This is a genomic window from Streptomyces sp. NPDC006923 (assembly GCF_040635655.1).
Taxonomy (GTDB): Bacteria; Actinomycetota; Actinomycetes; order Streptomycetales; family Streptomycetaceae; genus Streptomyces.
The window spans coordinates 231,587-254,965 of record NZ_JBEYIF010000011.1; the positions used below are offsets into that span (position 1 = coordinate 231,587).

Annotated in this window: 18 protein-coding genes; 8 read left to right on the forward strand and 10 right to left on the reverse strand. The window is 72.2% G+C overall.

The features are described from left to right. Positions 1 to 35: 35 nt before the first annotated feature. Positions 36 to 1,466 (forward strand): sigma factor-like helix-turn-helix DNA-binding protein, encoded by a 1,431-nt coding sequence (locus ABZ707_RS23100; protein WP_360178051.1) that lies wholly within the window; start codon positions 36 to 38, stop codon positions 1,464 to 1,466. Between the two features lie 126 nt (positions 1,467 to 1,592). Here ABZ707_RS23100 and sucD read toward each other — a convergent pair whose 3' ends face one another. The 6 genes from sucD to ABZ707_RS23130 all read right to left on the reverse strand — a co-directional run bounded on the left by sucD (position 1,593) and on the right by ABZ707_RS23130 (position 9,321). After that, positions 1,593 to 2,477: a succinate--CoA ligase subunit alpha gene (sucD, locus tag ABZ707_RS23105; protein ID WP_360178054.1), complete on the reverse strand. Its 885-nt coding sequence runs from the start codon at positions 2,475 to 2,477 to the stop codon at positions 1,593 to 1,595. 45 nt (positions 2,478 to 2,522) lie between these two features. Then, on the reverse strand, positions 2,523 to 3,698 hold the full coding sequence (gene sucC, locus ABZ707_RS23110) for an ADP-forming succinate--CoA ligase subunit beta (RefSeq protein ID WP_360178057.1): 1,176 nt from the start codon (positions 3,696 to 3,698) through the stop codon (positions 2,523 to 2,525). 300 nt (positions 3,699 to 3,998) lie between these two features. Next, complete coding sequence (locus ABZ707_RS23115) at positions 3,999 to 5,177, reverse strand: VWA domain-containing protein (protein WP_360178060.1); 1,179 nt, start codon at positions 5,175 to 5,177, stop codon at positions 3,999 to 4,001. 4 nt (positions 5,178 to 5,181) lie between these two features. Then, positions 5,182 to 7,518: a DUF5682 family protein gene (locus ABZ707_RS23120; protein ID WP_360178197.1), complete on the reverse strand. Its 2,337-nt coding sequence runs from the start codon at positions 7,516 to 7,518 to the stop codon at positions 5,182 to 5,184. 95 nt (positions 7,519 to 7,613) lie between these two features. Continuing rightward, positions 7,614 to 8,735, reverse strand: coding sequence for an AAA family ATPase (locus ABZ707_RS23125; RefSeq protein WP_360178063.1), 1,122 nt, complete (start codon positions 8,733 to 8,735; stop codon positions 7,614 to 7,616). A gap of 130 nt (positions 8,736 to 8,865) precedes the next feature. Beyond that, positions 8,866 to 9,321 carry an MmpS family transport accessory protein gene (locus ABZ707_RS23130; RefSeq protein ID WP_360178066.1) on the reverse strand — a complete coding sequence of 152 codons (456 nt, stop codon included), beginning with the start codon at positions 9,319 to 9,321 and terminating at the stop codon, positions 8,866 to 8,868. A 128-nt stretch (positions 9,322 to 9,449) separates the two neighbouring features. Here ABZ707_RS23130 and ABZ707_RS23135 point away from each other — a divergent pair, with 128 nt between their 5' ends. Both ABZ707_RS23135 and ABZ707_RS23140 read left to right on the forward strand, forming a co-directional pair. Continuing rightward, a complete protein-coding gene (locus ABZ707_RS23135) occupies positions 9,450 to 10,790 on the forward strand; it encodes an SWIM zinc finger family protein (protein ID WP_360178069.1) in 1,341 nt (446 codons plus the stop codon). Between the two features lie 26 nt (positions 10,791 to 10,816). Continuing rightward, complete coding sequence (locus tag ABZ707_RS23140) at positions 10,817 to 12,490, forward strand: DUF5691 domain-containing protein (RefSeq protein WP_360178073.1); 1,674 nt, start codon at positions 10,817 to 10,819, stop codon at positions 12,488 to 12,490. 120 nt (positions 12,491 to 12,610) lie between these two features. Here the strand turns inward: ABZ707_RS23140 and ABZ707_RS23145 are convergent, their stop codons facing one another. Beyond that, the gene (locus ABZ707_RS23145; RefSeq protein ID WP_360178076.1) at positions 12,611 to 13,024 is read right to left on the reverse strand and encodes a cobalamin B12-binding domain-containing protein; all 414 of its coding nucleotides are present in this window, start codon (positions 13,022 to 13,024) and stop codon (positions 12,611 to 12,613) included. A 384-nt stretch (positions 13,025 to 13,408) separates the two neighbouring features. Between ABZ707_RS23145 and ABZ707_RS23150 the strand changes: the two genes are divergently transcribed. Both ABZ707_RS23150 and ABZ707_RS23155 read left to right on the forward strand, forming a co-directional pair. Beyond that, positions 13,409 to 14,341 (forward strand): alpha/beta fold hydrolase, encoded by a 933-nt coding sequence (locus tag ABZ707_RS23150; RefSeq protein ID WP_360178079.1) that lies wholly within the window; start codon positions 13,409 to 13,411, stop codon positions 14,339 to 14,341. Positions 14,342 to 14,596: 255 nt separating this feature from the next. Further along, positions 14,597 to 16,246, forward strand: coding sequence for a peptidoglycan DD-metalloendopeptidase family protein (locus tag ABZ707_RS23155; RefSeq protein ID WP_360178082.1), 1,650 nt, complete (start codon positions 14,597 to 14,599; stop codon positions 16,244 to 16,246). Between the two features lie 123 nt (positions 16,247 to 16,369). Here the strand turns inward: ABZ707_RS23155 and pcrA are convergent, their stop codons facing one another. Then, entirely contained in the window at positions 16,370 to 18,868 is a 2,499-nt protein-coding gene (gene pcrA, locus ABZ707_RS23160; RefSeq protein WP_360178085.1) for a DNA helicase PcrA, read from the reverse strand. A 350-nt stretch (positions 18,869 to 19,218) separates the two neighbouring features. Between pcrA and ABZ707_RS23165 the strand changes: the two genes are divergently transcribed. Then, on the forward strand, positions 19,219 to 20,361 hold the full coding sequence (locus ABZ707_RS23165; protein WP_360178088.1) for an NlpC/P60 family protein: 1,143 nt from the start codon (positions 19,219 to 19,221) through the stop codon (positions 20,359 to 20,361). Between the two features lie 58 nt (positions 20,362 to 20,419). Here ABZ707_RS23165 and ABZ707_RS23170 read toward each other — a convergent pair whose 3' ends face one another. Then, the gene (locus ABZ707_RS23170) at positions 20,420 to 20,773 is read right to left on the reverse strand and encodes a hypothetical protein (protein ID WP_360178091.1); all 354 of its coding nucleotides are present in this window, start codon (positions 20,771 to 20,773) and stop codon (positions 20,420 to 20,422) included. Between the two features lie 250 nt (positions 20,774 to 21,023). On the opposite strand from ABZ707_RS23170, the gene ABZ707_RS23175 reads away from it, so the two are divergent. Next, entirely contained in the window at positions 21,024 to 22,061 is a 1,038-nt protein-coding gene (locus tag ABZ707_RS23175) for an NlpC/P60 family protein (protein ID WP_360178094.1), read from the forward strand. A 176-nt stretch (positions 22,062 to 22,237) separates the two neighbouring features. Then, positions 22,238 to 22,618, forward strand: coding sequence for a hypothetical protein (locus tag ABZ707_RS23180; RefSeq protein ID WP_360178097.1), 381 nt, complete (start codon positions 22,238 to 22,240; stop codon positions 22,616 to 22,618). Between the two features lie 27 nt (positions 22,619 to 22,645). On the opposite strand, the gene ABZ707_RS23185 is transcribed toward ABZ707_RS23180, so the two are convergent. Continuing rightward, positions 22,646 to 23,362, reverse strand: a complete 717-nt coding sequence (locus ABZ707_RS23185) for a response regulator transcription factor (RefSeq protein ID WP_360178100.1) — start codon at positions 23,360 to 23,362, stop codon at positions 22,646 to 22,648. Positions 23,363 to 23,379: the final 17 nt, after the last annotated feature.

Genomic DNA, 23,379 nt, shown 5'->3' on the forward strand with positions numbered 1-23,379 from the left:
TTTTCTGACCATAAGAGTGCTGCGGGGAGTAACTCATGACGCAGAGCACCACGTCCGGCGCTTCCGCTTCCCCGCTGCCCTCCCCCGAGGAGCGGCGCGGACTGCGTGAGGCGAAGTCGATGAGCGAGAAGCAGGTCGCGACGGCGGTGGGCGTCGCGCGGTCGACGATCCGCTCCTGGGAGGCCGGCCGTACGGCGCCCCGGGGGCGCAAGGGAGAGGCGTACGCGAAGCTGCTGGCCGGCTTCGCGGCGGAGCTCCACGAGAAGGCCGAGCAGGCCCGGAGGGCGGAGACGGAGGCACGCGGGGCGGCCGGGGAACGGTCCGCCGCGAGAGAACGGGACACGGCTGGAGCGCAGGACCGGGCGGACACGGGGCCGCCGGCCCGGCAGGGCGGCGCGGGACCCGCCGGGAAGCGGGAGGCCGGCCCCAAGCCTCCCGGGACCCAGGACACCGGACCGTCGTCGGGTGCCACCGCCACCGGCGTCGCGGGCCCGGCACTCAGGGCGGGCCCAGCGGCCACGGGCCCGGACACCGGTCGGGCCGCCGCCGGACCGGTGGGTGCGACGGCGGAAAGGACCCCGCTCACGGCGGCCGGGGTCTCCGGAGCGGCGGTGTCCGCCGCCGGGCCGGACGGGGAGGAGACCGGGCCGGTCACCCTCGCCACCGCCGACCAGGCGTTCGACGCGCTGTACACCCACACGGCGCCCGGCCTCGTCGGCCAGGCGTTCCTGCTCACCGGGCGGCGCGAGCTCTCCCAGGCGTCGGTCGAGCGGGCCTTCCGCCTCGCCTGGCAGCGCTGGCCGGAGGTGGCGGTCGACCGGGATCCGGCGGGCTGGGTGCGGGCCGCCGCGTACGAGTACGCCATGTCGCCGTGGCGCCGGCCGCGCCGCGGCAACAAGGGGCCCGACGCGGTCCCGAGTGAGCTGGACGGACCCGGCGGCCGGGCGCTGCGCGAGGCCCTGCTCGATCTTCCGCCGTCGTACCGCCGCGCGCTGCTGCTCTACGACGGCCTGGGGCTCGACCTGCCGGAAACGGCCGCCGAGACGGAGGCGAGCACTCCGGCCACGGCGAACCGGCTGCTGCGCGCCCGCGAGGCCGTCGCCGACCGGCTGCCCGAACTGGCCGACTCGGAGCTGCTGCACGAATGCCTGGGCACGCTCACGCAGTCGGTGACCCCGCCGTCGGTCCCCCCGGCCCGTACCGTCCGGGCCGGCGGTGAGCGGCGGGCCCGGGTGTGGACCCGGGCGGCCATCGCCTTCACCGTGCTGATCGTCGGGGCGACCAGCTTCACCCTGGCCACGGCGCCCACCCACTACGAGGCGCCGCAGGCCCCGGGCGAGCAGATCGACGGTGTCCCGGTGCCCAGCGGCCCCGACCGGCTGACCAGGGAGGATCTGCGACTGCGGGAGAAGCTCCGCCGGGAGCCCATGAAGGGACCGCCCCGGCTGCTGCCGGAACCGCTCTGACCACACACGCGTGGGCCCGCACCCTCGGAAGAGTGCGGGCCCACGCGTGTGGGTGTCCAGCCGGACAGGACCTGGGCCCCGCGCCGTCGGACGGTCGATCGGCCGGGGCCGATCAGCCGGGGTCGATCAGCCGGCGAGGATCGCGCGCGCCAGCTCGGCCGTCTCGGTCGGCGTCTTGCCGACCTTCACGCCCGCGGCCTCCAGGGCCTCCTTCTTCGCCTGGGCCGTGCCGGAGGAACCGGAGACGATGGCGCCGGCGTGGCCCATGGTCTTGCCCTCGGGCGCGGTGAAGCCCGCGACATAACCGACGACCGGCTTGGTGACGTTCTTCGCGATGAAGTCCGCCGCACGCTCCTCGGCGTCGCCGCCGATCTCACCGATCATCACGATCAGGTCGGTGTCGGGGTCGGCCTCGAACGCGGCGAGCGCGTCGATGTGCGTCGTACCGATGACCGGGTCGCCACCGATGCCGACGGCCGAGGAGAAGCCGAGGTCACGGAGCTCGTACATCATCTGGTAGGTCAGCGTGCCGGACTTGGACACGAGACCGATGCGGCCGGGCTTGGTGATGTCACCCGGGATGATGCCGGCGTTGGACTGGCCGGGGGTGATCAGGCCGGGGCAGTTCGGGCCGATGATCCGGGTCTTGTTGCCCTTGCTGCCCGCGTACGCCCAGAAGGCGGCGGAGTCGTGCACCGCGATGCCCTCGGTGATCACGACGGCCAGACCGATCTCGGCGTCGATCGCCTCGACGACCGCGGCCTTGGCGAAGGCCGGCGGCACGAAGACGACGGAGACGTCGGCGCCGGTCTTCTCGATGGCCTCGGCCACGGAGCCGAAGACGGGTACGGAGGTGCCGTCGAAGTCGACGGACGTACCGGCCTTGCGCGGGTTCACGCCGCCGACGATGTTGGTGCCGTCACCGAGCATGAGCTTGGTGTGCTTCATGCCGGTGGCGCCGGTCATCCCCTGGACGATGACCTTGCTGTCCTTGGTGAGGAAGATAGCCATGGTGTGTGCTGACCCTGTCCCTTGTCTGTCGAAGATGCGCGAACGTCAGCGCGCGGCCGCGAGCTCGGCGGCCTTGTCGGCCGCGCCGTCCATGGTGTCCACGCGCTGCACGAGCGGGTGGTTGGCGTCGGACAGGATCTTGCGACCCAGCTCCGCGTTGTTGCCGTCGAGCCGCACGACCAGCGGCTTCGTGACGTCCTCGCCCTTGGACCTGAGCAGCTCCAGGGCCTGGACGATGCCATTGGCGACCTCGTCGCACGCGGTGATGCCGCCGAAGACATTGACGAACACGGACTTGACGTCCGGGTCGCCGAGGATGATCTCCAGGCCGTTCGCCATGACCTCGGCGGAGGCGCCGCCGCCGATGTCGAGGAAGTTGGCGGGCTTCACGCCGCCGTGGGCCTCACCGGCGTACGCGACGACGTCGAGGGTCGACATGACCAGACCCGCGCCGTTGCCGATGATGCCGACCTCGCCGTCGAGCTTGACGTAGTTGAGGTTCTTGGCCTTGGCGGCGGCCTCCAGCGGGTTGGCCGCGGCCTTGTCCTCCAGCGCCTCGTGCTCGGGCTGGCGGAAGTCCGCGTTCTCGTCCAGCGAGACCTTGCCGTCAAGCGCGATGATCTTGCCGTCGCCGGACTTGATCAGCGGGTTGACCTCGACAAGGAGGGCGTCCTCCTTGATGAAGACGGTCCACAGCTTCTGCAGAACGTCCGCGACCTGATCGGCGATGTCGGCCGGGAACTTCGCCGCGGCGACGATCTCGGCGGCCTTCTCCGGGGTGCAGCCCTCGTTGGCGTCGACCGGGATCTTGGCCAGCGCGTCGGGGTTCTCCTCCGCGACGACCTCGATCTCGACGCCGCCCTCGACGGAGGCCATGGCGAGGAAGGTGCGGTTGGTGCGGTCCAGCAGGAAGGAGACGTAGTACTCCTCCGCGATGTCCGCGGTCTGGGCCAGCATCACCCGGTGGACCGTGTGGCCCTTGATGTCCATGCCCAGAATCTGACCGGCCTTCTCGACGGCGTCCGCCGGGTCGGAGGCCAGCTTCACGCCACCGGCCTTGCCGCGGCCGCCGACCTTGACCTGCGCCTTGACGACGGCCTTGCCGCCGAGACGCTCGGTGACCTCTCGGGCCGCCTCAGGCGTTTCGATGACTTCACCGGCCAGCACCGGTACACCGTGCTTGGCGAAGAGGTCCCTCGCCTGGTACTCGAACAGGTCCACGCGCGTCCGTCCCTTTGTCTTCTGAAAACCGCAGCTTGGTGATCGCGGGTTCGTTGTCTGCGTGGGCGTGCCGCTGAGGGCAACGTGACGGCGCTGTCACTGAGGGAGGCGTACACGCTGTCCGGTACGCGGCATGTCCGTCTCGCAGGTTATCTCCGTGGACCGTGGGTCCCTAAATCGCGGCTGACACCTGAGCGGTGATACCTGTCACAGAGCGGTGCCGTCCGTCGCCGTCCGGGTACCGCCGCGCCGCGGCGGGCCCCGGCCCACCCACCGAGTATTGCCCCGGCCCACCCAGTATTACCGGGCGGCCGACGCGTCCGGTATGGGCAGCGGACGCTTCTCGATCGCGGCCGCCATCACCTCCGGAAACAGATCGGGCGTACAGGCGAACGCCGGTGCGCCCAGTGCCGCGAGCGCCGCCGCGTGCTCCCTGTCGTAGGCGGGCGCCCCCTCGTCGGACAGCGCGAGCAGCGCCACGAACTGCACGCCGGATGCCTTCATCGCCGCGACCCGCTTGAGCATGCCGTCGCGTATGCCGCCCTCGTACAGATCGCTGATCAGTACGACCACGGTGTCGGCGGGCCGGGTGATCCGGGACTGGCAGTAGCTGAGCGCGCGGTTGATGTCCGTACCGCCGCCGAGCTGGGTGCCGAAGAGGACATCGACCGGATCGTCGAGCTGGTCGGTGAGGTCGACGACCGCGGTGTCGAAGACCACGAGCCGGGTGGCGACGGAGCGCATGGACGCGAGGACAGCCCCGAAGACGGACGCGTAGACGACCGACGCGGCCATCGACCCGGACTGGTCGACGCAGAGGACGACCTCCTTCTTGACCGACTGTGAGGCCCTGCCGTATCCGATGAGCCGTTCGGGCACCACCGTGCCGTGTTCGGGAAGGTAGTTCTTGAGATTGGCCCGGATCGTGCGGTCCCAGTCGATGTCCCGGTGACGCGGCCGGCTGATCCGCGCGGACCGGTCGAGCGCGCCGGTCAGGGTGGCCCGGGTGCGGGTGGCGAGCCGCTTCTCGATGTCCTCGACGACCTTGCGCACTACGGCACGCGCCGTCTCCCTGGTCGTCTCTGGCATCACCTTGTTGAGCGAGAGCAGCGTGCCGACGAGATGGACGTCGGCCTCGACCGCCTCCAGCATCTCCGGCTCCAGCAGAAGGGCGGAGAGCCCGAGCCGGTCGATCGCGTCGCGCTGCATGACCTGGACGACGGAGCCGGGGAAGTAGGTACGGATGTCTCCGAGCCAGCGCGCGACGGACGGCGCGGACGCGCCGAGCCCGGCGGAGCGGCCCGAGGAGCCCGCGGCCCCGCCGGAGCCGTAGAGGGCGGACAGCGCGCCGTCCATCGCCGCGTCCGTACCGGAGAGCGCGACTCCCGTCCCGTCGGCGCTCTCCCCGCCGAGCACCATCCGCCAGCGGCGCAGCCGCTCGTCCGTGCCGGGGCTCCGGCCCGTCCCGTCCGTACTCATCCCGTCACTCCCACCCGATCGTCATTGCCTGATCGCCGTCGGCGCGGTCGCCGCCCGGGCCCGCCCCGGCCCCGAGCAGCAGCCGGAGCACCGGCAGCACGGCGTCCGCCCGCGTCTCGTCGAGGTCCGGGCCAAAGCCGGGCACGCCGGCCCCGGAATCCGGGGGCCCGCCGGCGGCGGGCCCGCGCCTGACCAGCTCGCCCAGCGTGCGGCGCACGCCCGGCTCGTACGCGGAGAAGGTGCGGCGCAGCAGCGGCAGCACATCCGTGAAGGCGTCGGCGGAGACGCCGTTCAGCCACGCGTCGACAAGGCCGAGCAGGCGCTCGTCGTGGACCAGGAGCATCCCCCCGCCGGCGGCCCCGCCGATGAAGCCCTCGATCCAGGCGGCGGCGTCGGCCGGCGGGGTGCCGGGAGACAGCGCGAGCCCCATGAACCGCGCGGCCTCGTCCTCCGCGAGCCGGCCGGCGTCCAGCAGCAGCCGTGCGGCGCGCCCGCGCAGCACTCCGGGCACGGTGTCCCGCTCGGCCAGCCTGTGCAGCGCGGCTTCCCAGCGTCCTGCCAGCTCCCGGCTGCCGTCCGGCAGGAGGCCGATCGCGGTGTGGACGCTGTCGAGATGGTCCCGCATCCCGGCGGCGCCGTCCGCGTCGAGCCCGGCGCACGCGGGCGGCAGGCCGACGCAGATCCGCTCGGCGAGCCCGGCCGCGACGTCGCCCAGCGCCCCGGTGTCCGTGGACCGTACGTCCCCGTACCGCAGCGAGCGGGCCAGCGCGGGCAGTGCCTGGGCAAGGTGGCCGACGTCGGTGTCGAGCGCGGCCCGGTCGGCGAGGGCCCGCATCACCACCGGCAGGGCGTCGGGCAGACCCGCCAGGAGGCAGCGCTCGGCCAGCGCCGTGACCTCGGCGAGCGCGGTCGCCGACCCGGCCCGCCATTCGGCCTTCGCGGTGGCGGCGGAGAGGACGGTGGTGCCCCACACTCCGGCCTCGGCGATCCGGACGGACAACTCGGGCTCCCAGCGCAGCCGCCAGCTCTCCCGGAAGGTGCCGGTGCTTCCCCGGCCGTGGGCCGGCTCGCCCCAGCCGATGCCGAGCAGCCGCAGCCGGTGCAGGAGCCTGCTGCGCTCGCCGTCGGAGTCCTTTCTGAGATCGAGGTCCAGCTCGCGCTCCAGTGCCTCGGGCTTGAGGCGCAGGGAGCGCTGCGCGCGGGTGAGATCGCGCTGGAGCGGCACGGCGGGCGCCGAGTCCGGCACCTCACCGAGGACATCGCCGACGACCAGCCGGTCCCTGATAAGCCCCAGAGGCACCTCGGATCCCTCGCACATGACGGCCCGCACGGCGTCGGTGGTCTCGCTGAGACCGGCCAGCGGGCGGCCGCGCATCACCGCGAGGGTCTCGGCGAGCCGTACCGCTTCGATGACATGGGCGGAGGAGACGATCCGGTCCTCCTCCCGCAGCAGGCCCGCGACCCTGGTCAGCCAGCGCTCCACCGGCCGGTCGGGCGCCCCGAAGAGATGTCCGTACCAGCCGGGCGACTCGATGCCCGCTCCATAACCGCTGTGCCGGGCGAGCCTGCGGTGCGTCCAGGGCACCCAGGTCATCTCGATCCTGGCCCTGGGCAGTCCTCTCAGCAGCGCGCGGTCGGCGGCGACCGTGGTCTTCCCGGCCAGCGCGGGCACATGCCAGGCACCGCAGACCACGGCGACGCCGTCGTCACCGAACTCCTTGCGGGCGCCGCGAAGCTGGAGCCGCATATGGGCCTCGCGGGCGAGATCCCACCGGTCTCCGCCGTCGCCGTCTCCCCCGGATTCCCCGGATTCCTCGGATTCCCCGGATTCCGCGCCTCCGTCGCGTTCCTCGCGCAGCGCGCCCATGATCTCGGCGACCGCCTCGAACGGCGCGAACGGGTCAGCGGCTGCTCCCCGGTGCTCGACGGCGTCCTCCCACCAGCGCTCGGGGTCGTCGTATCCGGCGGCCCCGGCGAGGACGGCGAGCGGGTCGGTCCGCACACCGTCCGCCTCGGGCCCGCTCTCCTCCTGGCCGGCGGCGGTGAGCGCCGGCGCGTGCGCGGCGGGCAGATCGATGAACCGGGCCGGTACGTCGTGTGCGAGCGCCCAGCGGAGCGCGACCCACTCCGGAGAGAACTCGGCCAGCGGCCAGAACGCCGCCCGCCCCGGGTCGTCGACGGCATGCGCGAGGAGCGCGACGGGCGGCCGCATCGCCTCGTCCGCCGCGAGCGCCAGCAGCGCGTCGGCCTCGGGCGGGCCTTCGATCAGCACGGTCCGTGGCGCGGCGGCGTCGAGCGCGGCCCGCACGGCGCGCGCCGAGCCCGGCCCGTGGTGCCGCACTCCCAGCAGCAGCGGCCCGCGCCGCGCGGCCCCGGAGCCGGATGTGCCGCCCGGGGCGCCGGCGGTACCGAGAGCCTCCGGCGCGCGCGCCGGGGTCACGCGCTCACCTCCCGGCAGGCACGGTAGAAGTCCTTCCAGCCGTCCCGCTCGCGGATGACCGTCTCGACGTACTCCTGCCAGATCACCCGGTCGGCGGCCGGATCGCGGACAACGGCACCGAGGATGCCCGCCGCCATGTCGCCCGGCCGCAGCACGCCGTCGCCGAAGTGCGCCGCGAGCGCGAGGCCATGGGTGACGACGGAGATGGCCTCGGCCGTGGAGAGCGTCCCCGAGGGGGACTTGAGCTTCGTGCGGCCGTCGGCCGTGACACCGGCGCGCAGTTCACGGAAGACCGTGACGACCCGTCGGATCTCGTCGACGCCCTCGGGGCCGGACGGCAGATCGAGCGATCGCCCCATCTGTGCGACGCGCCGGGACACGATGTCGACCTCGGCCTCGGCGGTGGCCGGGAGCGGCAGCACCACCGTGTTGAAACGCCGGCGCAGCGCGCTGGACAGGTCGTTGACCCCCCGGTCGCGGTCGTTGGCCGTGGCGATCAGATTGAATCCCCGGACGGCCTGCACCTCCTGTCCCAGCTCGGGCACCGGCAGCGTCTTCTCGGACAGGATCGTGATGAGCGAGTCCTGTACGTCGGCGGGGATACGGGTGAGCTCCTCGACCCGCGCCGTCATGCCCTCGGACATGGCACGCATCACCGGGCTCGGGACCAGGGCGTCCCGGCTGGGGCCGTGGGCCAGCAGCCGCGCGTAGTTCCACCCGTAGCGGATCGCTTCCTCCGGCGTACCGGCCGTGCCCTGCACCAGCAGGGTCGAGTCACCGCTGACGGCCGCCGCGAGATGCTCGGAGACCCAGGTCTTGGCGGTGCCGGGCACACCGAGCAGCAGCAGCGCCCGGTCGGTGGCGAGCGTGGTGACCGCGACTTCGACGATGCGCCGCGGCCCCACGTACTTGGGCGTGATCACCGTCCCGTCGGGCAGCGTGCCCCCGAGCAGGTAGGTGGCCACGGCCCAGGGCGACAGCCGCCACTTGACGGGGCGGGGCCGGTCGTCGGCCCCGGCCAGGGCCTTGAGCTCGTCGGCGAACGCGTCCTCGGCGTGCGGGCGCAGGACCTCGCCGCCGGCGGCAGCGGCGGCCTCGGTGGTTTCGGGCACGGTCATGGATCCCCCTCCAGATCGATCGACCGGATGTGGGTCCCACCGTGCACCACGCCACTGACAATCGGCCGTCGCCGCAGGTCGGGAGGTGAATCCCGGTGCCGGGGAGGCTGGTTGAGGGGCTCGCCCGGAGTTACTTCACGATCGGGGAGACGGTGATGCAGCCGCCCGCCGCGGCCAGGCCCTCGCCCGACGACTCCTTGATGACATCACCCTTGTAAATGATCTTGCAGGTGACCTGGGCGCCCGCCGGGTCCACGGCGATCGGCGTGACGACCGGCGGCATGATCCCGCGCAGCCTGACCGTGCGCTTCCACGGCAGCGTGGGCTTCTCGACCGTCTCGATCTTGGGGTTCATGGCGTCACCCCCGCCCGCGTGGAAGTCGATCGAGTCGACGTTCTTGCCGGTGACCTCGTAGGTGACCTCGTACGTCTCGTTGATCGCCTTGTCGACCCCTTCGCCGACCGCCTCGTCGATCTCCTCGTTGACGGCCTTGTCGACCCGTTCGGCGGCGGAGCAGGCGCCCAGGCCGAACGCGAGACACGTGACGGAGACGGCGACGGCGGCTGCGCGGACGGTGCGGTTCATCGGTGATCCCCCGGATCCAGGACGGCTGAGGCTCGCAGCCCATCGCAAAGGAGGGGCAAAGTCAAGCTGTCGTCCGCCGAATCCGCAGGTCAGCGAGATTGTCAGTGGCGGCCCCTAACGTCGTCCGCATGAATCGACCGGGGGTGCGCTGGACGACGGAACAGGTGCTGGCTCTGGCGCCTGACGCCGCCTCACGCAAGGCGGGCGGCAGACTGGGCACGGCCGGGCCGTGGTCGGAGACCGGCAGCAGCGGCGCGGGAGCCGTGTGGGGCCTGTGCAAGGGCAGCGGCAGCAGGCCGTATCAGACGGTGGTGGACATCACGGGCCCGGCCTACAAGTGCAGTTGCCCGAGCCGGAAGTTCCCGTGCAAGCACGCGCTGGGGCTGCTGCTGCTCTGGGCTGCGGACGAGAAGGCGGTGGAGCGGGCCGACGTGCCCGACTGGGCCGGTGAATGGCTCGAAGGCCGCAGGAAGCGGGCCGAGGCGGGCCCCGGCGAGAGCGGGTCCGGGAAGCCGGCCGATCCGGAGGCCGCCAGACGCAGGGCGGAGCGCAGGGCCGCGCGGATCACGGCGGGCACCACGGAGCTGGAGCAGCGGCTGGCGGATCTGCTGCGGGGCGGCCTGGCCTCGGCGGAGCGGTCCGGATACGGGCCCTGGGAGGAGACGGCCGCCCGGATGGTCGACGCCCAGGCGCCCGGACTGGCGGGACGGGCCCGGGAGTTGGGCGCCATCCCCGGCTCTGGTCCGGGATGGCCGGTGCGGCTGCTGGAGGAGTCCGCGCTGCTGCATCTGCTCAATGCGGGCTGGCAGCGGCTCGACCGGCTGCCGGAGCCGCTGGCGGCGACGGTCCGCACCCGGGTCGGTCTCCCGTCTCCCGCCGGCGGTCCGCCGGTCCGTGACCACTGGCTGGTCCTCGCGCAGTACGACACGTCGGACGGCAAGCTCATCACCCGCCGTATCCGGCTGTACGGCAGGGAGACGGGGCGCCCGGCGCTGGTGCTGTCCTTCGGGGCGGCCGGGCGGACCCCTCAACTGGGCCTGCCGGTGGGCGCGGTGATCGAGGCCGAGGTCACACCGCACGAGGGGGCGGGGCAGCTACGGGCGGACTGGGGCAAGCAGTTCGGCCCGCCTGCTCCGATCCGTACACCACCGCCGGGCGGCTCCACGGCCGCGGCGGTCGAGGCCTACGGCGCCGCGCTCCGCGACGATCCCTGGCTGGACTCCTGGCCGGTGACGCTGTCCCGGGTCATACCGGTGCCGGAGGCGGACGGCGGCTGGCAACTGGCCGACGCCGACGGCGGATCAGCGCTGCCCCTCGCGCCCGCCGCCCTCTCCCGTCCCGGTCCCTGGAAGCTCGCCGCGCTGTCCGGCGGCAGCCCGGTCACGGTCTTCGGCGAGTGCGGCCACCGCGGCTTCCATCCGCTCGCGGCCTGGTCCGAGGACATCCCGGGGACAGTTCCGCTCACCTGACCGCGTCTGCGTTTACGGAGGCCCAGATGGCCAGCTCCAACAGCACCGCCAGAAGCACCCCCTGGGAGCAGCTCGTCACCTCGGCGCTGCTCGGCACGGACCGCCGCACCCCGGCGGCGGAGGTCATGGCGCCCGGCAGGGACGCGCCCGTCGCCCTGCTGGACGCCGCGGCGCTGCACACCGTACGGCGCAGGGCCGGCCTGCTCCCGGCGCGCGCCGCCGAACGTCCCGAGCCCGCGCCCCACGACGGCCGCGCGGCGCTGCCCGAGCCGGCCACCAGAAGGCTCGCGCTGCTGCTCGCGGACCGGTCGGCGCCGTCCGGCGGCGGGGGCCGGCGCGGTACGGCACCGGACCTCACCGAGCTGCTGCCGCAGTGGCTCACCGCCGCCAACGCGCACGACTACCGCGCGCCCGCGCCCCTCCTGCCCGCCCTGCTCGACGCGGCCCGCGCGCGCACCGATCTGCGGCCGGGTGCCCTGCGGTTCGCCGGGCCGCGCGGGCTCTGGCTCGCCCGGCTCAATCCGGAGTGGAAGTTCGCTCTGCGCGGCGCCCCGGGCGGCTCCGCCGTGCCGGACCCCGGGGACCCCGGGGACCCCGGGGACCCCGGGGACACCGAGGCCGTCCGGCTGCTCTGGGAGGAGGGCCTGTTCGCCGAGCGGGTCGCCCTGCTCTCCGCCGTACGGGCCAGGGACGGGCGGGCCGCGCTGGAGCTGCTGACCTCGACCTGGTCCACCGAGCGGGCCGAGGACCGGCTGATGTTCCTCGACTCGCTGCGCACGGGGCTGTCCCTGGCGGACGAGCCGTTCCTGGAGCGAGCCCTGTCGGACCGCAGCCGCAATGTCCGGTCCACCGCCGCCGAACTCCTCTCCGCGCTGCCGCTGTCGGCTCTCGCGGGACGGATGGCGGCCCGGGCGGCCACCTGTGTGAGCCTGGACCGTACGGACGGTCGGCAGGCCGTCGTGGTCGAGGCGCCGCACGAGTGCGACGCGGACATGCAGCGGGACGGTGTGATCGCGGCCCCGCCCGCCGGGCGCGGCGAACGGTCCTGGTGGCTGGGCCAGTTGGTGGAGGCCGCCCCGCTGTCCGTCTGGCCGGCCAGGCTCGGCGGCCGGACACCGGAGGAGATCGTCGCACTGCCCGTCCTGGACGACTGGGCGGACGAGCTGCATGCCGCGTGGTGCCGGGCGGCCGTCCGGCAGCGCGACGCGCGATGGTCCGCCGCCCTGCTGGGCCCGCCGGGCACTCCCCCGTCCGCCGGTCCCGGCACCTCGTCCCTCGCCGAACGCGCCAAGCTGCTCGCCATGCTGCCCGCCGCCGAACGGGGCGACTGGGTGGCCGCGTTCATAGCCGCCCACGGCCTGTCGGAGGCGTTCCAGCTCCTCGGCGTCTGCGCCGTGCCCTGGGCCGGGCCGCTCGGCCGCGCGGTCGTGGACGCGCTCGACATAGCCCGCGACGCCGGGAGCTATCCCTGGAGCTTCAGCGGGGTCATGGGCCTCGCCGAGCGCTGCCTCGACCCGCTGGAAGCGGGCCGGCTGGAGCTCCTCACGGCGACCCCGGACGAACCGGAGGGCGCCTCACCCGGCGCGGGCGGCTACTGGTCGGAGGCATTCCAGCGACTGGTCTCCACGCTGCGCCTGCGCGCGCAGATGCTGGCGGAGCTGGCGGAGCTGGCGGAGGCGCCGGGACCGGCCGGGCGGTAGAGACGGCCCGGCCTGCGGGCGGGCCCCGGCCGGGGCCCGCCCGCAGGGGCCCGGCAGGTCCCGGCACCACGGTCCCGGGACCTGCCGGGTCAGGCGCTGCCGGGTCAGGCGCCGCCTGGGTCAGGCGCCGGCCGGCTGGCGGACGTTGGCGTTGACCCAGTTCACAATCGATGTCGTCGTCGCGCCCGGTGTGAAGATCTCCGCCACGCCCTTCGCCTTCAGCGGGGCGATGTCCGCCTCCGGGATGATGCCGCCGCCGAAGACCTTGATGTCCTCCGCGTCGCGCTCCTTCAACAGCTCGATCACCTTCGCGAAGAGCGTGTTGTGCGCGCCGGAGAGGATGGACAGACCGATCGCGTCGGCGTCCTCCTGGATCGCGGTGTCCACGATCTGCTCGGGGGTCTGATGGAGCCCGGTGTAGATGACCTCCATCCCCGCGTCGCGCAGTGCGCGCGCGATCACCTTGGCCCCGCGATCGTGGCCGTCGAGACCCGGCTTGGCCACCACCACGCGGATCGGACCGGTCACACCCATCACTGCCTCCACATACCGACTGCGCCGTCATTGGCACGGGTCCCCGCGCCCGCCATGGCCCGGAGAGGTGAACGAACGTTATCTACAGCATCCCGCACCCTCCCGTTTCGGGGAGGGCGGCGAGGGGGAAATCACACATGGGACATGTTCGCTTTGCGCCGTTCCCAAAGTCCGGCATCCCTGCCGGACGGGAGCGGCCGCAAGGGGAGCCGCACAGGGAGCCGCCTCACCGGCACAGTTCCTGCGTGCCTCTCGCGCGACGCGGTGGCACGGCCGGTACACGGGCTCCGGCTCGTCGGCACGGTCCGGCGCGGTCACCGGCGGCGCCCCATGAGGGCACACGGAGGTCAGAGCCGCCCCCCGGGTGCCGTTCGGAGGTCGGCCATGGATGTACTGCCGCTCTTTCCGTCGCTTGTGCGCTGCGTGAGCCGCGTACCCCAGGCCACGCTTCCCGGGTCGCTGCTCCGGGCCGCCTCCCTCCCCGTCGCCCTCGTCAGGGCCACCGCGCTCGATCTGGCCATACTCGCCGCGCATCTCTTCCTCTACCCCGCGGGCATCGTCCAGGAGCGCCGCGATCCCGAGCTGCCACCGGAAGCCCCCCGGCTCCCCACCGAGGGCCGGTCCCGTCCCCCCGTCGTCCTGCTCCACGGCTTCGTGGACAACCGCTCCGTCTTCGTCCTGCTGCGCCGCTCCCTGGCCCGGCACGGCTGGCGCCATCTGATCTCCCTCAACTACTCGCCGCTGACCTGCGACATCCGCACCGCCGCCGCGCTGCTGGACCGGCACATCGAGGAGATCTGCGCCCGCACCGGACACCGCCAGGTGGATGTCGTCGGACACAGCCTCGGCGGCCTGATCGCGCGCTACTACGCCCAGCGACTGGGCGGCGACATCCGGATCCGCACCCTGGTCACGCTCGGCACCCCCCACGAGGGCACGGCCTTCGCCCCGCTCGCCAGCGCCCACCCCGTGGTGCGGCAGATGCGGCCCGGATCGGCCCTGATCAAGGAGCTGCGGCTGCCCGCGCCCGGCTGCCGTACCCGTTTCGTGAGTTTCTGGAGCGATCTGGACCAGCTCATGAGCCCGGTCGCGGCCGCGTGTATCGACCATCCGGATCTCCTCACTCAGAACGTACGGGTGAGCGGAGTCGGCCACCTCGCCCTGACCGTCCACCCGGCGGTCGCGGCCGGCATCCGGCGCATCCTGGAGGACGGCCTGGAGGACGGCCTCGACGGCGGTCCCGAGCGTGCTCTCCGCCGCGGATCCAGGACCGGCGAGGACACCCCTGATTCCGACGGGACCTTCTCCGTCGCCTGACCCCGGCCCGGCCCCCGGACGGCTCCCGCCACCGGCACATGGCTCGAACACGTTTCGAACGTAGAGCCAAAGCTGTGCCCACAGTCCGCCGAAACACGGCCGAATGCCCGTTTCCGCGGACCCTAAAACCTGCCGAAGATTGTCGCCGTCGCATACCGCCGGGTACAGTCGCGGCCACTGCTTTCCCTCTGGGGTCCTCTGACGAAGGACCGGACCTCAGACCCTGGTTCTGCTGCCGAGGCGAGAGAGAAGTTGGTGAACGACCAGCACGCCCACGCCGGGTACGCCGCATATGACGGCTACCAGAACGGCAGCTACGAGACAGATCCTCTCTTCGGCAACCTCCCGGGCGCCCCGGGCGCTTACGAAGACCCGCAGGCTCACAGCGGGCAGTACGACTCCGCACAGTGGGGCACCGGAGCCCACCAGACGGCCGGATACGACGCGTACGCCACGCCGCAGTACGACACCAGCGGCCAGTGGGCCACCGTCACCGCCGACGCCGGTTATCAGCAGCCGGTGGACATACTGGGCCAGGCCGGGCCCGACCCCACCGCCCAGTGGGACGCGAACGCCTGGAACCAGGCGGATCCGCTGAACGGGACCGACCAGACGGCGTTCGACGCCACCGGCTTCGCATACGGCGTGTCGGGCCAGATGACCGCCGCGCAGGCCGCTCAGTTCGAGACCGCGCAGTTCGACGCCGGACAGCTCCAGAGCACGCCGTTCGCCTATGAGCCGACCGCTCAGTGGATGGCGCCCGCGTTCGACAGCGGCGCCTACGACGCCACCGCCTGGAACACGGCCGGTACGGCACAGAACGCCGCGCCGCACGACACGGTCCTCGTGGAAGCCGTCGTGCCGGAGCAGTACCACCCCGAGGCACCGTACGAGGCGGACAACCAGTACGGCGCCGACGGCCAGTACGGCGCGGACGAACAGCACGACCCGGCCGGCCAGTACGGTGCCGACGAGCAGGACGGCCACGGCCCGTACGACAGCGACGCCGGATACGGCGCCCAGGAGCACGAGCCGGAGGACGGACCGGACGCCGGCCCCGGATCCGGCCCCGATCCGGTGCACATGGCCGCGACCATGACCGCCCCGGCCATCAATGTCACGCCGCAGCCCGTGCGCCGGGCCGGTGGCGGCAACGGCGGCCGTGGCCGCCGCCGTACGCCCGCCAAGCGCTCCGCACTGCTGACCGTCGCCGTTCCCTCCGCGTGTGTGATGGGCGTCGCCGGTATCGCCGCCGCCTCCGTCGGGGGACTCGGGGGCGAGGAGTCGCAGGACGACACGACCACCACGGCGTCGGCCGCCGATCCCGGCTCCGTGAAACCCGTCGCCGCCAACAACAAGCTGGACACCCAGCTCGCCGCCCTCAGCGCCGACGCCCGTGACTTCGGTGACCGCGCCAGCCGCACCCAGGAGCGCATCGACCTCAAGGCCCGCCAGGAGGCCGAGAAGAAGAGGCGCGCGGACGAAGCGGCGCGCAAGGAGGCCCTGCGCCCCAAGTTCGCCCTGCCCGTCGCGCAACACGGCCTCAGCGCCTTCTACGGCCAGGCCGGCGTCAACTGGATGTCCGTGCACACCGGGATCGACTTCCCCGTCTCCTACGGCACACCCGTGATGGCCGCGACCGACGGCACCGTACGCACCCAGTGGAACAGCGCCTACGGCAACATGGCCATCGTGACCTCCCCCGACGGCACCGAGACCTGGTACTGCCATCTCAGCAGCACCAAGATCCGTTCCGGCACGGTCAAGGCCGGCGAGGTCATCGCCTACTCGGGCAACTCGGGCAACTCCACCGGTCCGCACCTGCACTTCGAGGTGCGCCCCGGAGGCGGCTCCGCGATAGACCCGCTGCCCTGGCTCCGCAGCCACGGCCTCAACCCGTCGTAGACCCGCGCACGGCCCACCCGAAACGCCTGTACACGGCGGCGGCCCCCTCCTCGCTGAAGCCCGGAGGGGGCCGCCGTCGTCGTACGGTATGGGCCCGGTGCGTGACCGCCACCGGGCCCTCCGCTACAGCTTTTCCACCGGCGCGTACCGCAGCAGCAGCCGCTTGGGCTTGGTGTCCCCGAAGTCGACCGTCGCCTGGGCGTCGGCGCCCGTCCCCGTCACCGCCATCACCGTGCCCAGGCCGAACTGGTCATGTGTCACACGATCCCCCACCACCAGCGAGATCACCGGCTTGTCGGTGGTCCGCCGGGTGGCGAAGCCCGAGGCCCCGCCGGACCTCGACCGCGAGGAGGCCGAGGACAGCGAGGACGTGATCGCGGACGTCGGGCCCGCCGGGATCTGCGCGCCGGTCCGCTTCCACTCCAGATGGTGTCCCGGAATCTCCTCCAGGAAGCGGGACGGCGGGTTGTACGAGGGCTGGCCCCAGGCGCTCCGCATCGACGACCGCGTCAGATAGAGCCGTTCACGGGCGCGTGTGATGCCGACATACGCCAGGCGCCGCTCCTCCTCCAGCTCCTTCGTCTGGCCGAGGGCGCGCATGTGCGGGAAGACACCGTCCTCCATGCCCGTCAGGAACACCACCGGGAACTCAAGGCCCTTCGCGGTGTGCAGCGTCATCAGGGTGATGACTCCGGAGCCTTCCTCGTCCTCGTCGGGGATCTGGTCGGAGTCGGCGACGAGCGCCACCTTCTCCAGGAATTCCGCGAGGGTGCCGGCCGTGGCGGCTGCCGCGCCGCCGTCGCCCGCCGTACCGCCGTCCGCCTGGCCCTGCTCCTGGCCGCGCTCCTGCTCGAACTCCAGCGCCACCGACGCGAGTTCCTGGAGGTTCTCGATCCGCGTCTCGTCCTGCGGGTCCGTCGAGGACTGCAACTCCGCCAGATAGCCGGTCCGTTCGAGCACGGCCTCCAGGACCGTCGCCGGCCCGGCGCCCGACTCGACGACCGTGCGCAACTCCTCCATCAGCGTGTTGAAGCGCTTGACGGCGTTGGCGGAGCGGGCCGCCATGCCGTACGCCTCGTCGACCCGCCGCAGCGCCTGCGGGAAGGTGATCTTCTCCCGCAGCGCCAGGGCGTCGATCATCGCCTCCGCGCGGTCTCCGATCCCGCGCTTGGGGACATTGAGGATCCGGCGCAGCGGGACGTTGTCCTCCGGGTTGGCCAGCACGCGCAGATAGGCCAGCACATCGCGGACCTCCTTGCGCTCGTAGAAGCGGACTCCGCCGACGACCTTGTACGGCAGCCCGACCCGGATGAAGATCTCCTCGAAGACCCGGGACTGCGCGTTCGTACGGTAGAAGACCGCGACATCGCCCGCCCTGGCCTCGCGCGCGTCCGTCAGCCGGTCGATCTCGTCGGCGACGAACTGCGCCTCGTCGTGCTCGGTGTCCGCGACGAATCCGGTGATCTGCGCACCGGCTCCGGCCCTGGTCCACAGATTCTTGGGACGGCGGCTCTCGTTGCGCTCGATGACCGCGTTGGCGGCGCTGAGGATCGTCTGTGTGGAGCGGTAGTTCTGCTCCAGCAGGATGGTCGTCGCGCTCGGGTAGTCCTCCTCGAACTGGAGGATGTTACGGATCGTGGCGCCCCGGAAGGCGTAGATCGACTGGTCGGCGTCGCCCACGACACACAGCTCGGCCGGGTCGTGGTCCTCGCCCGCGGGGCCCACCAGCTCACGTACGAGCGTGTACTGGGCGTGGTTGGTGTCCTGGTACTCGTCCACCAGGACATGGCGGAAGCGCCGCCGGTAGTGCTCGGCCACGTCCGGGAACGCCTGGAGCAGATGGACGGTGGTCATGATGATGTCGTCGAAGTCCAGGGCGTTGGCCTCGCGCAGCCGCGCCTGGTACATCCGGTACGCCTCGGCGAGCGTCTTCTCGAAGCCGTCGGCGGCCTGGCCGGCGAACGCCTCCTCGTCGATCAGCTCGTTCTTCAGATTCGAGACCTTGGCGCTGAAGGACTTGGGCGGATAGCGCTTGGGGTCGAGATCCAGATCGCGGCAGACCAGGGCCATCAGGCGCTTGGAGTCGGCGGCGTCATAGATGGAGAAGGACGACGTGAAGCCCAGCCTCTTGGACTCGCGCCGCAGGATCCGTACGCACGCGCTGTGGAAAGTCATCACCCACATGGCGGCGGCGCGCGGGCCGACGAGCTGCTCGACGCGCTCCTTCATCTCGCCCGCGGCCTTGTTGGTGAAGGTGATCGCGAGTATCTGACCGGGGTGCACACTGCGGGTGCCCAGCAGATGCGCGATCCGGTGCGTCAGCACCCGGGTCTTGCCGGATCCGGCCCCGGCCACGATGAGCAGCGGGGATCCGGAGTGCACGACGGCCGCGCGCTGCTCGTCGTTCAGCCCTTCGAGCAGCGCGGCCGGGTCCACCACGGTGCGCGGAGCGCCGTCGCGGTGGTACGGATCCCGCACCGGAGGCGCGTCGAAGGCCCCCTGGAACAGGTCGTCGGGCACCTGCTCCGGGGCATGGTCGCCGTCGTCATCGGGCGGCGGCGGGTGCTCGTCGCCGGAGGGCTGGAGGTCCGCCAGGAAACTGTCGTCAAAGAGGCTGCTCATCGCTCTCCGAGTCTAAGGGTTGCCCCGTAATCCCCGGTCGGTCTTTGCGGCCCGGAACGCCTGGCACCGGTCCGACAGCCCGCGGCTGCCTCCGGCGGACGGCGCCCTCACGGTCACTCAGTGTGACGCCGAACCTCTCTTTACCCACCTCCGGACGGCCCAAGCACAAAGGTCACGAAAATGTATCGGGCATATCGGCCATCGACCTTCACACCAGCACCACAGTTTGGTTAGCGTGCTCGACCAGGCAGCCCGAACCCCCGACGGCGAACCACGCCAAGCGGGCTGCCCACGCCGAATCCGGGCCTTCCGTACGGGAGTCCGGCGCCGGCGGGGTTCCACGGAAGGAGATGCCCGCCTTGGCGTCGCATCGCAGAACGCGCAGCCGTACCGGAGTACGCACCGGCTCCCCCGCCGTCGGGATCACGACAGCCGCACTCGCCTCGGTCACGCTGCTCTCGGCAGGGAGCGCCAGTGCCGCGCCCGCGGAGCCGAAGCCGTCCGTCGAAGAGGTGCAGAAGAAGGTCGACGACCTGTACCGCCAGGCTGGCGGCGCGACGCAGCAGTACAACAAGGCGAAAGAAGCCACGGAGAAGCAGCGGCGCGCGGTCGACCGGGCCCTGGAGGACGTCGCCGAACGGGCGGACAAGCTGAACGAGGCCCGCCGTACGCTCGGCACCTACGCCGCCGCGCAGTACCGGGAGGGAGCGGTCACGCCGACCGCCGCCCTGATGTTCGCGGACAGCCCGCAGTCGTACTTCGACCAGACGCAGTTGATGGACCGGCTCGGGGACCGTCAGGTCAGAGCCGTCGCCGACTTCCAGACGCAGCAGGCCGCCGCCGGCGAGAAGCGGGCCGAGGCGGCGAAGAGCCTGGAGTCGCTCACCGCCTCCCAGGCCGCGCTGCGGACCAGCAAGCAGAACGTCCAGCGGAAACTCGGCGCCGCGCGCACGCTGCTGTCGCAGCTCACCGCGGAGGAGAAGGCCAGGCTGGCGGCGCTGGAGCGCAGGAAGGAGGACGAGGCGCGCAGGAAGGCGGAGGCCAAGGCCAAGGCCGAGGAGCGGGCCAGGACGGAGACGGAGCAGGAGACCCAGGCCCCGTCGGCGGGCACCGGGAGCGGCTCGGCCGCCTCCGGCAGCTACTCCGCCAAGGCCGCCAAGGTCCTGGCGTTCGCCCGCTCCCAGATCGGCAAGCCGTATGTCTGGGGAGCGACGGGCCCCAGCTCGTACGACTGCTCGGGCCTCACCCAGGCCGCCTGGAAGGAGGCGGGCGTGGAACTGCCGCGCACCACCTGGGACCAGGTGAAGGTGGGCACCCGCGTCGCGACCGGGGACCTGCTCCCCGGTGATCTGGTCTTCTTCTACGACGACATCAGCCATGTCGGCATCTACATAGGCGACGGCATGATGATCCACGCCCCCAAGCCGGGTGCCAACGTCCGCGAGGAGTCCATCTACTACATGCCGGTCTACGGCAGCGTCCGCCCGGCCTGACCGTCCGGCGAACCCCCTCGGGGCCGGCGCCGGGCGCGCGCGGCGGCCCCGGGGACTGTCAGGTCCACAGTGTGGCGATGAGGACATTGGCCACGGTCAGACCGCCGACCGTGCCGAACAGCGGCTTCGGGGCCACCTCGTCGTCCCGCTTCACATACACGACGCCCAGGATCACTATCAGCACCGCCAGCTTGACGCCGATCTTGAGGGTGTTCACCGCGTGCCCTTCGGCCTGATGGAGACCGACCAGGGCCACGCCCGTGACCAGCATCGTCAGCGCTCCGTGCAGCATCGCCGGGCTGAAGCGGGCGGTGCCCGCGCTCATCGCCTTCATCTGGGTCAGGAAGCCGCCGAGCAGCGAGGCGATGCCGATGATGTGCAGAGCGACGAAGACATTGATGAGTACGTCCATGGGCGGGAGCGTAGCCGGGGCCATATCACCTCTCTTCGGCGAGGTGCGGCGTTGTTCCGTATCGGTCGCGTCCGACCGGAGGGCGTGTTTCCGCTTGATCGGCCCGGTCACAAAACGTGCCCGAACCACCACCTCCCTGCCAATACCGGCCATGCCGACCCCGGGCCCCGACCTTGGCCCTTAACGTCCTCCTCCGGGTGGCCGACTCGCCACCGCAGTACGTGTACGTATGAGGAAGAGGACCGCCCCCGTGGCAGCGCACCGAAAACGTAAGCAGCGCCCGTTCGCCGGCCCCGCCGGCCGCACAGCCGTCACCCTGGCACTCGCCGGGGCCGCCAGCGTCGCGGCCTTCGACGGCCCCGCGGACGCCGATCCCCGCCTGACCCCGGCCCAGGTCAGGGCCAAGGTCGACAAGCTCTACGAGCAGGCGGAAGCCGCCACCGAGCGGTACAACGGCGCGAAGGAGAAGGCGAACGACACCCTCGCCTCGCTGACGAGGCTGCGTGACGAGGCCACCCGCAGGACGGAACGCCTCAACACCTCCCGCGACGCACTCGGCGTGATCGCCGCCGAGCACTACCGGAGCGGCGGCCTCGACCCGGCCGTGCAGCTCGCTCTCAGCTCGCGGCCGGAGCGGTATCTGGAGGGCGCGGCCCTCGCCGAACGGGCCGGAGCGCGCCAGGCCGACACGATCAGCAGGATCCGCAAGGAACTCGCGGAGATCAGCCAACTGCGCGCCCGGGCAGACGACAAGCTCGTCGATCTCAGGGCCCGCCAGGCGGAACTGGCCCGGCACAAGTCGGCCGTCCAGCGAAAGCTCGACGACGCCCAGCGGCTGCTGGACCGGCTCACCGCCCGGCAGCGTGCCCAGTACGCCGGGCAGGGAGCGCTGACGGGACCGGGCACGCCCACCACCGGCGGCCCCGTCCAGGCATCGGGTTCCCGTGCCGCGGCAGCCGTCGCCTTCGCCTACGGGGCGATCGGCAAGCCGTACGCGTGGGGCGCGACGGGACCCGGCTCCTTCGACTGCTCGGGGCTGACCCAGGCCGCCTGGCGCTCCGCCGGGGTGTCACTCCCCCGCACCACCTACACCCAGATCAACAGCGGCCGGCGGATCGGACGCTCCGAACTCGCCCCTGGTGACCTGGTGTTCTTCTTCTCCGGGATCAGTCATGTGGGGCTGTATGTCGGCGGCGGACAGATGATCCACGCCCCGAGGCCCGGCGCCGCGGTCCGGATGGCCCCGATCGACCAGATGCCGTTCGCCGGCGCCTCCCGCCCCGTCTGAGAGCTCCGCGGAGCCCCGGGGCGCCGGAAGCCCGCGCCCGTCCGGGACACCGCTCCCCCCGTCCGAAGTGCCAACCGGCGGCCCCCTGTCGCCGGACTGGCTCAGGCCGGGATGCCCCGCCCCCACATCCGCGTGACGATGAGCAACAGGACGCCGTCGCCTGCCGAGGGGGAGCCGTGAGACGTGCCACCGCAGCGCGAGCGATGGGACTCGGCATTGGCGCGCTCTTTGTGGTGGCGCCCGTCGGCGTCACCCCCAGGGGCTGTGGCGATCTCTCCGGCGGCCGGCTCTGTGTGGCGGGCCCGATCGGCGGCGCGGGCGGCTTCACCACCCGTTACGTCCAGCACACGGGCCGGCCGGACCTCACCGTACGCCTCGGTTATCAGCGCAAGGACGACCGGATCACCGCGTTTCCCGGGTGGTTCGGCACCCGGCGGACCCGGCACGGGGTCGCCGAGCTGTCCGGCACGCTGACCACCATGCCGGGCGAGTGCGTCCGGGGCCTGCTGGACGACCGGCAGGGCCGCACCTTCATCACCGAGTGGTACTGCTCGTAGCCCTTCCGGCAGGCTCCCTGGCCCGTGTCACACCAGCCTGCGCGCCGTCGCCCAGCGGGTCAGCTCGTGCCGGTTGGAGAGCTGGAGCTTCCTCAGGACCGCCGAGACATGCGATTCCACGGTCTTCACCGAGATGAAGAGCTGCTTGGCGATCTCCTTGTACGCGTACCCGCGCGCGATCAGCCGCAGCACCTCGCGCTCCCGCTGCGTGAGCCGGTCCAGGTCCTCGTCCACGGGCGGGGCGTCCGTCGACGCGAAGGCGTCCAGGACGAACCCGGCCAGCCGGGGCGAGAAGACGGCGTCGCCCTCCTGCACCCGGAAGATCGAATCGACCAGATCCGCACCGGTGATCGTCTTGGTGACATAGCCGCGGGCGCCGCCCCGGATGACCCCGATGACGTCCTCGGCCGCGTCCGAGACGGACAGCGCGAGAAACCGCACCGGATTCTCGGCCGCTGTCATCAGCGCCGCGCAGTGGCGCAGCACCTCGACCCCGCCGCCGCCCGGCAGATGGACGTCGAGCAGCACGACCTCGGGGCGGGTCGCCGTGATCACGGTGATCGCCTGGGCGACGTCGGCCGCCTCGCCGACGACCTCGACACCGGTCTGCTCGGTGCGGCCGATCTCCGCCTGTACGCCGGTGCGGAACATCCGGTGGTCGTCCACGAGCACCACCCGCACCCGACGGCCGTCCTCGGCGCCGCTCTCGCGGGGAGTGCTTCCGGCCCCTGCGCCCTCGCTCATGATCTCGACCCCTCACC

Coding starts and splice junctions, on each gene's coding strand:
- ABZ707_RS23100 (WP_360178051.1), top strand. CDS start 36: ATGACGCAGAGCACCACGTCCGGCGCTTCCGCTTCCCCGCTGCCCTCC.
- sucD (WP_360178054.1), bottom strand. CDS start 2,477: ATGGCTATCTTCCTCACCAAGGACAGCAAGGTCATCGTCCAGGGGATG.
- ABZ707_RS23115 (WP_360178060.1), bottom strand. CDS start 5,177: ATGAGTACGGACGGGACGGGCCGGAGCCCCGGCACGGACGAGCGGCTG.
- ABZ707_RS23125 (WP_360178063.1), bottom strand. CDS start 8,735: ATGACCGTGCCCGAAACCACCGAGGCCGCCGCTGCCGCCGGCGGCGAG.
- ABZ707_RS23130 (WP_360178066.1), bottom strand. CDS start 9,321: ATGAACCGCACCGTCCGCGCAGCCGCCGTCGCCGTCTCCGTCACGTGT.
- ABZ707_RS23135 (WP_360178069.1), top strand. CDS start 9,450: ATGAATCGACCGGGGGTGCGCTGGACGACGGAACAGGTGCTGGCTCTG.
- ABZ707_RS23140 (WP_360178073.1), top strand. CDS start 10,817: ATGGCCAGCTCCAACAGCACCGCCAGAAGCACCCCCTGGGAGCAGCTC.
- ABZ707_RS23145 (WP_360178076.1), bottom strand. CDS start 13,024: ATGGGTGTGACCGGTCCGATCCGCGTGGTGGTGGCCAAGCCGGGTCTC.
- ABZ707_RS23150 (WP_360178079.1), top strand. CDS start 13,409: ATGGATGTACTGCCGCTCTTTCCGTCGCTTGTGCGCTGCGTGAGCCGC.
- pcrA (WP_360178085.1), bottom strand. CDS start 18,868: ATGAGCAGCCTCTTTGACGACAGTTTCCTGGCGGACCTCCAGCCCTCC.
- ABZ707_RS23165 (WP_360178088.1), top strand. CDS start 19,219: ATGCCCGCCTTGGCGTCGCATCGCAGAACGCGCAGCCGTACCGGAGTA.
- ABZ707_RS23170 (WP_360178091.1), bottom strand. CDS start 20,773: ATGGACGTACTCATCAATGTCTTCGTCGCTCTGCACATCATCGGCATC.
- ABZ707_RS23185 (WP_360178100.1), bottom strand. CDS start 23,362: ATGAGCGAGGGCGCAGGGGCCGGAAGCACTCCCCGCGAGAGCGGCGCC.